Source organism: Mucilaginibacter sp., assembly GCF_036383575.1.
Taxonomy (GTDB): domain Bacteria; phylum Bacteroidota; class Bacteroidia; order Sphingobacteriales; family Sphingobacteriaceae; genus Mucilaginibacter.
Genome location: NZ_DASVOB010000374.1, coordinates 1 through 13,789 on the forward strand (window position 1 = coordinate 1; position 13,789 = coordinate 13,789).

At 45.2% G+C, this 13,789-nt stretch carries 8 protein-coding genes and 2 pseudogenes; all 10 read left to right on the forward strand.

The window, feature by feature from the left end; translation table 11 throughout:
* Positions 1–1,501, forward strand: a pseudogene (locus VF500_RS12990) (SusC/RagA family TonB-linked outer membrane protein); the annotation flags it as partial.
* A gap of 24 nt (positions 1,502–1,525) precedes the next feature.
* Positions 1,526–3,421 (forward strand): RagB/SusD family nutrient uptake outer membrane protein, encoded by a 1,896-nt coding sequence (locus VF500_RS12995; protein WP_330860079.1) that lies wholly within the window; start codon positions 1,526–1,528, stop codon positions 3,419–3,421.
* Positions 3,422–3,442: 21 nt separating this feature from the next.
* Positions 3,443–4,144 (forward strand): DUF3823 domain-containing protein, encoded by a 702-nt coding sequence (locus VF500_RS13000; RefSeq protein WP_330860080.1) that lies wholly within the window; start codon positions 3,443–3,445, stop codon positions 4,142–4,144.
* An 87-nt stretch (positions 4,145–4,231) separates the two neighbouring features.
* Entirely contained in the window at positions 4,232–6,073 is a 1,842-nt protein-coding gene (locus VF500_RS13005; RefSeq protein ID WP_330860081.1) for a glycoside hydrolase family 2 protein, read from the forward strand.
* Positions 6,074–6,084: 11 nt separating this feature from the next.
* Complete coding sequence (locus tag VF500_RS13010; protein WP_330860082.1) at positions 6,085–8,157, forward strand: beta-L-arabinofuranosidase domain-containing protein; 2,073 nt, start codon at positions 6,085–6,087, stop codon at positions 8,155–8,157.
* The gene (locus tag VF500_RS13015; protein WP_330860083.1) at positions 8,157–9,197 is read left to right on the forward strand and encodes a family 43 glycosylhydrolase; all 1,041 of its coding nucleotides are present in this window, start codon (positions 8,157–8,159) and stop codon (positions 9,195–9,197) included. The genes VF500_RS13010 and VF500_RS13015 overlap by 1 nt, the downstream gene beginning before the upstream one ends.
* 34 nt (positions 9,198–9,231) lie before the next feature.
* A complete protein-coding gene (locus tag VF500_RS13020; protein ID WP_330860084.1) occupies positions 9,232–10,371 on the forward strand; it encodes a sialidase family protein in 1,140 nt (379 codons plus the stop codon).
* Between the two features lie 143 nt (positions 10,372–10,514).
* Positions 10,515–11,585 carry a cellulase family glycosylhydrolase gene (locus VF500_RS13025; RefSeq protein ID WP_330860085.1) on the forward strand — a complete coding sequence of 357 codons (1,071 nt, stop codon included), beginning with the start codon at positions 10,515–10,517 and terminating at the stop codon, positions 11,583–11,585.
* A 226-nt stretch (positions 11,586–11,811) separates the two neighbouring features.
* The gene (locus VF500_RS13030) at positions 11,812–12,822 is read left to right on the forward strand and encodes a glycoside hydrolase family 43 protein (RefSeq protein WP_330860086.1); all 1,011 of its coding nucleotides are present in this window, start codon (positions 11,812–11,814) and stop codon (positions 12,820–12,822) included.
* Positions 12,823–12,830: 8 nt separating this feature from the next.
* Positions 12,831–13,789, forward strand: a pseudogene (locus tag VF500_RS13035) (hypothetical protein); the annotation flags it as partial.

Sequence of the window (13,789 nt, forward strand, 5' to 3'; positions counted from 1 at the left end):
GCCACTGATCTATTTCCCAACTGCAGATCAGTACCAGGATAGCGATAATAAAGAAGCGCGTATCGGTTACATCGGTCGTGTAAATTACAACTACGATAACAAATATTATTTAGAAGCTTCGGCAAGGCGTGATGCATCATACCTGTTTGCTCCTGATAAACGTGTAGGTTATTTCCCTGGCGTTTCGGTGGGATGGCGTATCACCCAAGAGGGCTTCATGAAGAAATTGTTGGGTAACAACAGCGTCCTGAGCGATTTGAAATTCAGGGCTTCATATGGTGTACTGGGTGATGACCGCGACCCTAATAACACTAATAACCCGATTGTAACGCCTTATGCTTATTTACCGGGCTATAATTACAACGCGGGTACCGCAATTATTGATGGTAACGCATTGGTAACATCAAGAGATAAAGGTATCGTAGTATCAAACATATCATGGCTTAAGAGCAAGATCACCGACGTTGGTGCCGATTTCAGCTTGTTCAACAGCAAATTATCAGGTACTGTAGATTATTTTTATCGTAAACGTACCGGTTTATTAGGTACCAAAAACGACGTGATATTGCCTATTGAAGTAGGTTACTCATTACCTCAGGAAAACACCAGCAGTGATTCACAGCAGGGTGCCGAGATCTCGCTGGCCTACAATGGTACTATTGGCAAGGTTAATTTTAATGTTGGTGGTAACTTCTCTTACTCGCGTCAAAAAAACCTGCAGCAATACAACCCGTTGTTTTTTAACTCATGGGATCAATACCGCAACTCGATCACCAACCGGTATGCACATATCGACTGGGGTTACCAGGTTATCGGTCAGTTCACTTCACAGGAGCAGATCAACAACTATACAATCAATAATGATGGCAAAGGTAACCGTACCCTGCTACCAGGTGACCTGATGTACAAAGACCAGAACGGTGACGGCAAAATTGACCAGTATGATGAGCGCCCGATCGGCTACGGTTATGGCACACAGCCTAACATCAATTTTGGTTTCACCTTTGGTGCTGCTTATAAAGGTTTTGATTTCCACGCTGATTTTTCAGGCGGTGCAGGTTATACCTGGTTCCAGAACTACGAAACAAGATGGGCATTCCAGAACAATGGTAACCTTAACTCCATTTTTGAAGACAGGTGGCACCGCCAGGATCCGTTTGATGTAAACAGCCCATGGGTTCCGGGTAAATATCCTGCCAACAGGGTAAACCCAGGTTTTGGTCACAGCGATTATTCACTTAATGGTCAAAACAACTCAACTTTCTGGCTGCATAGCGTAAGGTATTTGAGGGTAAGGACTTTGGAGTTGGGCTATTCATTACCAACCGATATGCTGAAGAAAGTAAAGATCAAGAGAGCAAGATTTTATGTAAACGCGTATAACATGTTTTCATTTGATAACCTGAAACAATACTCAGTTGATCCGGAAACTACAGACGATAACGGTCTTCAATTTCCGCAAAGTAAGGTGCTCAACTTCGGTGTTAATTTAACTTTTTAATTAATCCCTTAAGTTTAAAATTCAATGAAAAAGATATCAATAATTTCAATGCTGGCACTTCTTGTTGTAACAGGATCGTGCCGAAAAGACAGCTCCTTTTTAGATGTGCCGCCTAAGCAGGTGATAACTTCTGATGTGGCATTTTCTGACCCGTCACTGGTGCTGTCAATTTTAGGTGATTTATATAACCGCCAGGTTGATTTTTCGGGCCTGGATAACGGATGGGCTTCTTTTGCTGATTTCAGCGAGGCTTTTCCGTCAGAGAACGGAAGCTACTATTTTGTACAGCGTACAGGCTGGGGCTACGGCGAATGGGGGCTATGGGATTATAACTATGTGCGCGACCTGAACCTGTTCATACAGCGTGCAACCGCGGCAACCAAACTTACCGATGCTGATAAAAACCAGTTTATTGCCGAAGGCAGGTTTTTACGTGCCAACTACTATTTTGAGCTGGTTAAAAGGATGGGGGGTGTGCCATTGATCACTACACCGCTTGATTATGATTTTTCGGGCAACGTGGCGAAACTACAGGTTCCCCGCGCCAAAGAATCAGAGGTTTATGATTTTATCATCAGCGAAGCAGAAGCCATTAAAGGTTTATTACCAGCCAAAGCCGAAGAAAAAACACGGGCAACCCCGGGTGCTATCCTGGCTATGGAAGCAAGGGCCGCGCTATATGCATGTTCAATTGCAAAGTATGGCGTTAATACACCACAGGTAACATTACCGGGCAACGAGGTTGGTATCCCTGCAAGCATGGCTACAGGTTACTATACCAAAGCTTTAGCAGCAGCGCAGGCCATCATTAGCGGCAGTGCAGGTAACTATTCGTTATATAAACAATTGCCTGATCTGAGCGATAACTATGCTAACCTTTTCCTGGATAAAAGCAGCTCTGAATCAATTTTTGTGGAAGACTTTAAAGCCAATGGCGGTAAAACCCACGGCTTTACCACAAATGATCAGCCGTTCTCGATCTCTGATGAAGGTTTGGATGCAGGCCGTTTAAACCCGTCGCTGAATTTGGTTGAATCTTTTGAAAAAACCAACAATACTTACGCGCCAATGGCAACTAAGGATGGTTCAGGTAACCCGATATACTATGCCAACGAGCTTGATATTTTTGCCGATAGGGACGCAAGGCTTGCAGGTACAGTATTGTTGCCAAGCGGTTTATTTAAAGGAAAACGTACTGATGTTTTTGCAGGTTACCAACTTGCAGATGGCAGCATTTTAACAAGCGGTGATGCTACCCAATTGAAACCACTGCCAGGTACAACTACACCTGTGCAGGTTGTTGGTAAAGACGGCCCGGTTAACGGCGCCGAATTCAGGACCCAAACAGGTTTCTACATTCGTAAATATCTTGATCCTACTGTAGGTTCTGGTCGCCGTGGCCGTGGTAGTGATGTTAACTTTATCCGTTACCGTTACGCCGAGGTTTTATTGAACGCTGCCGAAGCTTCGTTTGAGCTGGGCCAGACCGCGGTTGCAGCAGGTTACATGAACCAGGTACGCGCACGTGCAGGCCTAACCACACCATTGGTAGCTGCTGATATTACTTTTGACCGTATTGTACACGAGCGCCGTGTTGAGCTTGTTTTTGAAGGCCACACACTGTATGATATGAAACGCTGGAGACTGGCCAACGTTGTTTGGGACGGCAACCAGATGTCTGTTACCGATTTGGTTAGCAATATTGGTAAGGCAACAAAACGTAATACACAGCCATGGGGATTATGGCCGTACAAATACTACAATCCGGGAAATGCTAATAATGGCAAGTGGATATTTAAGGAAGTGCTGCCAAGCCCTGTTACCGGTGCAAACAGGTTCCAGTTGGGGAACTATTATTCACAAATAAGTGATGATATATTAGGAGCAAACCCTAAAATTGTTAGGCAACCAAATCAATAAGTATTATTTAAATTAACCATCATGAAAATAAAATTTCATCATATCATACTGGGCATCTTGCTTGCGGCTACTGGCTGTAAAAAAGATAACTATGCCCCTCCGGGATCAAAGCTTACAGGACGCCTTACATACAAGGGCGAGGCTGTAAATGTTGAATACAACCAGGTGCCGTTCAATCTTTATCAGCCTGGTTTTGGTAAATCGGCCCCTATAGTTGGTACTTTCCAGCAGGATGGCACGTACTCGGCATTGTTATTTAACGGCAACTATAAATTCACTATCCCGCCAAACCAGGGCCCTTTTATGTGGAAAGAGGTTGGTCCCGGTAAGCGCGATACGGTGGCTGTTACCATTAGCGGCAACCAAACCATGGATGTTGAAGTAACACCATTTTACATGGTACGTAATGCCAAAATAACAGCTGCTGCCAGCAAAGTAACTGCTGTATTTGATCTGGAAAAAGTGGTTACCGATGCGGCCAATGCTAAAGGTATCGACAGGGTAGACTTGTATATCAACAAAACCCAGTTTGTATCCGGTGGCGATCAAATAGCTTCAACTGAACTGGCTGGTTCTGCTATAACAAGCTTAACCAACATCAGCATGAGCGTTAACGTACCGGGCATTTCGCCTACGCAAAACTATGTGTTTGCGCGCATAGGTGTTAAAGTTTCGGGTGTGGAGGATATGATCTTCTCGCCTTTAGTTAAATTAACTTACTAAGTAATTAAGCGGGCCCTGCTGTAAAGCAGGGCCCTTTTTATCCCCCGAATAATTTTAATTGTTATATATAATCCACTCATTTAACTGATGAAGAAACTATCGCTTTGCCTGTCTCTTTTTATTTCCACTTATCTATCTGCCAATGCACAGCAAGGCGAATGGCATTTGATAAAAGACAGGATCACTACCCCATGGGCCGAAAAGGTTGACCCTAAGGCACCTCTACCCGAATACCCCCGTCCGCAAATGGTACGTGGCAACTGGCAAAATTTGAATGGTTTATGGAACTATGCTATAGTACCCAAAGCAACCACCGGGCCTGCCAAATATGAAGGAAAGATCCTGGTGCCTTTCGCAGTTGAGTCGGCATTATCGGGCGTTGGTAAAACTGTTGGTAAGGATAGCATGCTGTGGTACAAAACCACCATCAGTTTAAATAAAACATTAAAAGGTAAAGATGTACTGCTGCATTTTGGCGCGGTTGACTGGCGTACCGAAGTATTTGTAAATGGCAAAAGCGCAGGCATCCATGAAGGTGGCTTCGATCCTTTTACATTTAACATTACCCCTTATTTAAAAGGCGGTTCAAAACAAGAAATTACCGTGAGCGTGTGGGACCCGACAGATGATGGGCCGCAGCCGCGTGGTAAACAAGTAAAAAAGCCCGAAGGTATCTGGTACACTCCGGTTACCGGGATCTGGCAAACTGTTTGGCTGGAAGGTGTAGCTAAAACGCACATTGAAGCCACCAAACAAACCCCCAACATTGATGATCACACACTCTCGGTTTCGGCCGAAGTTAACAATAGCCAGCCGGGCGATAAGCTGAAGATCAGCGTCTGGAGCGGCAAAACCCTCGTATCTGAAAAAACGATTGACGCCGGCGAGACTGCCGTGCTTGATATCAAAGACCAGCACTTATGGTCAACTACCGATCCGTTTTTATATGACCTGAAAGTTGAAGTTATCCGCAACAATAAAGCAGTTGACGAGATAGGCTGCTACTTTGCTATGCGTAAAATTTCGCTTGGGGCTGATGCTAACGGCATCCAGCGTATGTTGCTGAACAACAAATTTGTATTTCAATATGGCCCGCTTGATCAGGGCTGGTGGCCTGATGGTTTATACACCCCGCCAACTTATGAGGCGATGAGTTTTGATATTGACAAGCTAAAGGCAATGGGCTTTAACATGATCCGTAAGCACATTAAAGTTGAACCTGCACGCTATTATGCTTATTGCGATAAAACAGGTATGCTGCTTTGGCAGGATATGCCAAGCGGCGATTTAGGCAATCATTGGGAAAACCGTCCGGGCGTGCTTGACCGCGCTACTGATCAGCAACGCAGCCCTGAATCAGAAGGTTATTACCGCAAAGAGTGGAATGCTATTATCAACTCGTTATATAACTATCCTTGTATCGTTGTATGGACCCCGTTCAACGAAGCTTGGGGACAGTTTAAAACTGTGGAGATCACTGAGTGGACAATGAAAAAAGACCCATCGCGTTTGGTGAACAGTGCCAGTGGTGGTAATTTTTATGATACCGGTAACATTGTCGATCTGCATAACTATCCGCACCCTGCTATGCCACGTCCCGAGATCTTCGGCAAAACAAAAGCTGTGGTTTTGGGCGAATTTGGAGGCTTGGGCTGGCCTGTTGATGGCCATACCTGGCAAGCTAACAAAAATTGGGGGTACCAAAATTTTAAAAACGGCGATGATCTGTTTAAGAGATATTCAACCTTTACCGATAGGTTGGAAGAACTGATCAAAGTTGGTCTTTCGGCAGCGGTATACACCCAAACAACAGATGTGGAAGGCGAAGTGAACGGTTTCATGACCTATGACCGCAAAGTGATCAAAATGCCTGTTGAATTGTTACAAAAAGCCAATAGCAAACTGTACGATCCTGCATTGGTGAAATAATATCTTTACGTATGACTATCAAAAACAGTATAAAACTAATACGCAGGGAGGTTTGTCTTTCCGTAGCGATGATATGTGCAGGCTTTGCAACTGTGAACGCCCAGAGCGTAAAAGCAACCACGGTTACAACAGTTGATAATAAAGGCGCAAATGCTTTTTATGTAAATAACCGCGCCCCTTTGCAAAGGCAATATTTTGCCAAACTACCTACCGGTAGTATTGAAGCCGGCGGCTGGTTAAAAAAAATGATGGAGCTGCAACGCGAAGGTTTAACTGGTAACCTTGGCGAGATCAGCGTATGGCTTTCAAAAACAAATAATGCCTGGCTCAACAAAGAGGGTAAAGGCGAGTATGGCTGGGAAGAGCTACCTTACTGGCTAAAGGGTTATGCAGATATAGCCTATACGCTGAAGGATAAAAAGATGATTGCCGAAACCAAATTCTGGATTGATGCGGTATTGAATAATCAGCGCGACAACGGCGATTTTGGTCCGGCGGTTGAGCACAATGGCAATCGTGACCTGTGGACTAACATGCCGATGCTGTGGTGCCTGCAATCATATTACGAGTACACTAAAGATCCAAGGGTGATCCCTTTCATGACCAAATATTTCAAATACGAGCTATCGGTACCTGATAGTAAGTTTTTGAAGGATTATTGGGAAAACAGCCGTGGCGGTGATAACATGTTGAGCGTTTACTGGTTGTATAACCGTACCGGTGATAAGTTTTTGCTTGACCTGGCTACCAAGTTGGATAAAAACACTGCCGACTGGCGTCAGGCCAATAACCTGCCCAACTGGCATAATGTTAACGTAGCCCAGTGTTTCCGCGAACCGGCAACATATTATCTGCAAAGCCATGATAAAAAAGACCTGGACGCTACTTACAACAATTTTAAACTGATCCGAGATATCTACGGCCAGGTTCCGGGTGGCATGTTTGGTGCCGATGAAAACGCCCGTAAGGGTTATGATGATCCGCGTCAGGCAGTAGAAACCTGCGGTTTGGTAGAACAAATGACTTCCGACCAAATGTTGCTGGGCAACACCGGCGACCGTTTCTGGGCTGAGAACTGTGAAGATGTTGCTTTCAACACCTTCCCGGCTGCCTTTATGCCCGATTATCGTGCTTTGCGCTATTTAACTGCACCTAACATGGTGGTGAGCGATGGAAAAAACCACCACCCTGGTATAGCTAATGAAGGTCCGTTTTTAATGATGAACCCTTTCGGCAGCCGTTGCTGCCAGCATAACCACGCCGCAGGCTGGGTATATTATGCCGAAAACAGCTGGATGGCTACCCCAGATAACGGTATAGCCGCCTTGCTTTATACCGAGGGTAAAGTTAACGCCAAAGTTGGCAACGGTACCGCGGTAAGTATTGCCGAAACAAGCCACTATCCATTCCAGGATCAGATCAACTTTACGGTTATTACGCCAAAAGCAGTTGATTTCCCGCTTTACCTGCGCATCCCTGAATGGTGCAAAGGCGCATCTGTAAAAATTAATGGAATAGCTGTAGATGTGAATACTTCAACAGGCGATTACATCCGTTTGGCTAAAAGCTGGAAAAATGGAGATAAGGTAACGCTTCAATTGCCGATGCAATTAAAAGTGCAGGAATGGGCTAAAAACAAGAACAGCGTGAGCGTTAGCTACGGCCCGCTTACTTATTCATTAAAAATTGAAGAGCAATACACGAAAGGAGATAACCTGAAAGATGCCCAGGGCGATTCGCACTGGCAGCCGGGTGCTGATCCAAACAAATGGCCATCTTATAACATCTACGCAGCATCGCCATGGAACTATGGTTTGCAGATAGATGAGCAGCATCCTGAAAAATCAATAACAGTTATTCATCGTGCCTGGCCAAAGGATAATAATCCGTTCACCAATACAAATGCGCCTATTGAGCTGAAAGCTAAAGGTAAACAGATCCCGGGCTGGAAAATTGATGAAACCGGTTTATGTGGCGTATTGCCGCAAAGCCCGGTAAAAACAGAGGAACCAGCGAAGGAACTTACACTGGTTCCTATGGGCGGTGCAAGGTTAAGGATCTCGGCTTTCCCGGTTACTGAATAATGAGAAATACATCCATGATAAAAGGAATATTATGCGGTTTAATGATGATGGCTGGTTTTACTGCCGTAGCACAGGATGCTGCGGTTAAGAACCAGCCGCCATCGCCGCTTTATCGTGATCCTATTTACGATGGCGCCGCCGACCCGGTATTGGTTTATAACAAAGCCGAAAAAGAGTGGACTATGTTGTATACCCAGCGCCGGGCCAATGTTCAATCGCCGGGAGTTGCGTTTTGTTATGGCACTGCCATAGGTGTTGCTACTTCAAAAGATCACGGGCATACCTGGGTATACCGCGGTGCGTTAAACCTGGAGCATGAACGCGGGCAAAACACTTTTTGGGCCCCCGATGTGGTTTTTGATAAAGGTGTTTACCACATGTTTGTGGTATATATCCCAGGGGTGTACAGCCAGTGGGGTGGCGATTCGCACCTGGTACATTATACCAGTAAGAACCTGTGGGACTGGAAATATGAAGGCCCGCTGAACCTGCCCGATCATAACATCATCGACCCAACACTCATGAAACTGCCCGACGGCAAATGGCACATGTGGTACAAGGATCAAAAGCTGGGCAGCATCACCATGACTGCCGAAAGCAATGATCTGGTGAACTGGAAAGTAGCCGATAAACCTGCTATTGAAGGCCGTGCACATGAAGGACCTAAAATATTTTGGTTTAAAGACTATTACTGGATGATCACCGACGAGTGGCAGGGCCAGCGCGTTTACCGTTCAAAAGATGCCAAAACCTGGGAACATCAGGGCCTGGTATTGGATAAACCCGGTCACCGGCCGGAGGATACGCCGACGGGGGCACATGCCGATGTGGTGGTGAGTGAAGGCCATGCCTACATTATTTACTTCACGCATCCCGGCCGTAAAAAGCATTTTGAAGATGGCGGGCTTGATGCGGATGGTGCTTACAGTTATACAACCAAACGCACATCCATTCATGCCGCCGAACTGGAATTTAACGGTGAAACGCTGGTTTGTGACAGGGATAAGCCATTTGGCTTCTGGCTTGCAGACGACAAATAAATATCAACAGAAATAAAGAGAATATAAATTGGTTATGCGGCAGATATTCATTTGGTTAATGGGTGTGTTTGCCCCGGTGATGGTTCTGGGGCAACACAATGCCGTTAATAATAAAACCGTTGTTTGGGATCAGGTTACTTTAAAAAAGGTAAGCGAAACGGATGGTAATTACGCCCGCATGATCCAGTTAAAGGACGGTAACCTGATTTGCGTTTATCAAAGCAAGGCAGGTATAATGTGCATCAAAAGCACTGATGCCGGTAAAACATGGATGAACCCGGAGATTGTTGCGGCCTCATTTAAGGGAATGGAGATGGCCGTGCCAGAGGTATTAGAACTTAAGGATCATTCCCTTTTGCTGTCATACAATCCGCGGCCGTATAAGGTAAACGGTAGTTGGGATACGACCAAACACTTTGCCATCCGCACCAAAAAAAGTTACGATAAGGGCAAAACATGGAAAGATGAACGCCTGATCTACGAAGCGCAATACAACTTTGACGATGGCTGCTGGGAGCCGTCACAGATCCAACTGCCTTCGGGCGAGATCCAGCTGTTCTTTTCAAATGAGGGAATTTACACCAAATCAAACGAGCAGAATATTTCCATATTCCGGTCGAAGGATAATGGTTTAAGCTGGACAAAGCAACCCGAAATAGTATCCTTCAGGCCCGGTCACCGGGATGGCATGCCGGTACCAATCATCCTGAAAGGGAAAAAAGAAATTGTGTTTTCGATAGAAGATAATGCGGGTGCGAGTTTTAAGCCATCAATTATTCGTAACGGCATCGGACAAAACTGGCAAAAAACAGTTGGGTCTGATGATGCTGAACGCACATATGCGCTTACACCTAAATTGCCCGATACGGTTTATGCAGGAGCTCCTTATTTACGACAACTGCACGGCGGCGAAACGGTATTATCATACCAAAGTACACTTAACCGCAATCACAACTGGGAACAATCTTGTATGCAGGTAGCGTTAGGTAACAGTGATGCTAAGGGTTTTGTTGGTGTACCTACACCGTTCAACATCCCGCTTAACAAACAGGGGCTTTGGAACTCGTTATGTGTGTTGAATGATGATACCGTGATTGCAATTACATCAACAAATACATTTGGGGATAAGACGGAGGTGTGGATGATAAAGGGGAGGTTAGTAAAAAATAAATAAACAAATCTTCGCCGCCGCTCGGCTCCAGCCGAGTGGCGGCGGGTGATTGGCAGGTAAGCGTCGACGCATACCCTAACTATAGTTCAAGTGTGGACGCTTGAACTTGCAAACAAAAATTGAATTAAACTATTAAACACAGATAAATGCAAACAAAATTAAAAGTATTAGCCCTGGCTTTGGCAATGCCATTGGGGATGAGGGTGATGGCGCAGCAGAAAGCACCGGCGCAGGTATGGTCTGAGCAAAAAGCAAAAACTTGGTACGCACAACAGCAATGGCTGGTAGGGGCCGATTTTATCCCAAGTACAGCCATCAACCAGTTAGAGATGTGGCAGGCTGATACTTTCGATCCAAAAACAATTGACAGAGAATTAGGCTATGCGCAGGGCATTGGCATGAATGTAATGCGCGTATTTCTGCACCATTTGGCCTGGGAGCAGGATCCTGAAGGTTTCAAAAAACGCATGGACGAATACCTGGCCATTTCAAGTAAACACGGCGTTAAAACCATGTTTGTGTTTTTTGACGATTGCTGGAACAAAGTGCCTAAAGCAGGTAAGCAACCTGAGCCAAAACCGGGTATCCATAACTCGGGTTGGATGCAGGACCCGGGGCAGCCGGTATCTGATAATGCTGCTAATTCTCCAGTGCTTGAAAAATATGTAAAGGATGTATTAAAGCGTTTCGCTAACGACAAACGCATTTTGCTTTGGGACCTGTACAACGAACCGGGTAACTCTGACAAAGGCAACAAAACCTTACCGCTGTTAAAAAGTGTTTTCAAATGGGCAAGGCAGGTAAATCCAAGTCAGCCGGTTAGTGCAGGGGTATGGCGTTGGGATCTGGAAGATCTGAACAAGTTCCAGATAGCTAACTCGGATGTGGTCACCTATCATGATTATTCGCCGGAAGCTGAACATCTGAAAACTGTGCAGTTCCTTAAAATGAACGGTCGTCCGTTGATTTGTACCGAGTATATGGCCCGCCCGCGCAACAGTCTGTTTGGCACAGTATTGCCAATGCTTAAAAAAGAAAATGTGGGTGCTATAAACTGGGGTTTTGTAAGCGGTAAAACCAATACCATTTACGCCTGGGATACCCCGATGCCTGATGGCAACGAACCTAAACTGTGGTTCCACGATATTTTCCGTAAAGATGGTACTGCCTACATCCCGGAAGAAACAAACCTGATCAAGAAATTGACCGGAAGATAAGATCCGGCATATGCGGAATTAAATGTGCGGATGTGCAGATGATTTCCGAATGCTGAAACCAATGTTGTAAATAGAGGCGCACCTGCTCCTGTTCGCCTCCCGCGTTAACCTATCACACAAATCTGCTTTTCATATTTGAGAAGCAGATTTATTACAGACTTACGAAGTTTTTAAAACTTCGTAAGTCTTGTTCCTCGCTAATACTATCCTTAAACCAGTTACACCTATGAAGAAGCTTTTTAATTACCTGATGGTGGGCCTGTTTGGCACTATAGCCGCCTGCAGCGGCCATGCGCAGCAAGCCGAACCGGTAAAGCAAGCGGCGCCTTACAGCGGCCTTATTCATGTTGTACTTGACAGGGATTTTCCCGATCCTACTGTGATCAGGTATAATGGTAAGTATTACGCCTATGCAACGCAATCACCTGGCGGCGATGGCCGTATGATCAATATCCAGGTGGCTTGGTCAACCGATCATGAGCACTGGGTTCATGTGGGCGATGCCCTGCCGCAAAAGCCGCTGTGGGCATCTAATACCCAAAACTTTTGGGCCCCTGACGTATTCTTCGATGCCAAACTCAAAAAGTTTGTAATGTTCTTTTCTGCCGATCCAAACGAGTTAACAGGCAAATGGATGGGAATAGCTTATGCTGATAACCCGCTTGGCCCTTTTACTGATAGGGGTACGCCGTTTATGAAAGGCCCAGATTTTCAATGTATCGATCCCAAAGCTTTTACAGATCCAAAAACTGGCAGGCACTTCCTTTATTGGGGATCAGATTTTCAGCCATTGCGGGTAAGGGAAATGAAGGACGACTGGTCGGATTTTGCCGATGGTTCAACAGCTACGGCAGTTGTCTATCCCGGTAAGGATAAAAGCTACAGCAATTTGGTTGAAGGTTCATGGCTTGATTACGATAACGGCACGTATTACCTATATTATTCGGGTGATAATTGTTGTGGTGTTGGAGCCAATTATGCGGTGATGATAGCTAAGGCAGATAATCCGCTTGGTCCGTTTGTACGATTAGGTGAAAGCGATAAAACCCTCAATAGTGCTATTTTAATAAAAGATGCAGTTTATACCGCTCCCGGCCACAATTCTATTTTTACTGATGAAAAGGGAAATAAATTCATAGCCTATCATGCCATTGAAATAGCGCATCAGGAAAAAGGGAGGATAATGTGTATCAGTCCCATCAAATATCAAAATGGCTGGCCGGTAGTAACTAAATAAAAAACAACATGGTTTATCAACTAAAACGTTTGGCGCTTTGCGCATTCCTGTCGCTTGCTTTTTTAAATGTAAAGGCGCAGGAATCTGGTAATAAAAGTTTTAAGCCGGCAGCCGGGGTAAGTGTAAAGGCAAAATCGTCGACTGTTACTGTAACCTGGCCAGCGGGAGCTAACAGCAATGGCAGGCTTGTTTTGAATTTGAAAAACGACGGGCCGCTATTTAACAGTGTGCAGTTAAGTAAGGGAGGGGTTTACCGGCAGGTAATTAAAAACGTCGATCCGCAATTTATCCTTACCGAAGGCAAACGCGATCTCATCTCCCAAAACGGCTGGAACATCTTTTTTGATAAAGTACCGCTTAAACCGCACCATTCTTATAAGGTAGATTTTCATAAAAAAGCAATCAACGTTAGCAGCAAAGGCACGCGCACAATAATTACTTTGCCAGAGTTGGAAGCGCCCAATTTTAAAGGTGACCTGGAGATCACACTCTACAACGGTCAGCCCTTATTTAACGTGGCCGCTGTGATATCAACCCAAATTGATTCGACAGCTATTTTATATGATGCTGGTTTGGTTGCCAAAACTCAACCGATTAAGGCTGTCAATTACAGCGATGTTTATGAGCATCTGCAAACAGATGGTATCAGCAAGCCCGATACCGCTAAAAACCTTGCTGTAAAATACCGAAGTATTATCGGTACAAATGATAAGGCTGGTATTGCCGTGTTCCCTGCGCCACACCAGTATTTTTATCCTTTGGATGAAGCTTTTAATCTCAAGTTTGTGTGGTACGGGAATGATTACCGACATCTGCTTCCGGGCTACGGCCTTGGTATCAGGCAGGAATTACAGGGGGATAAGCGTTACGTACCCTGGTTTAATGCGCCTCCTGGAACTAAACAGCGGCTTAACTTTTTCTGCTTGCTGGGGACGGATGGGGCAGAGATATTGCTGGATAAGGTAAA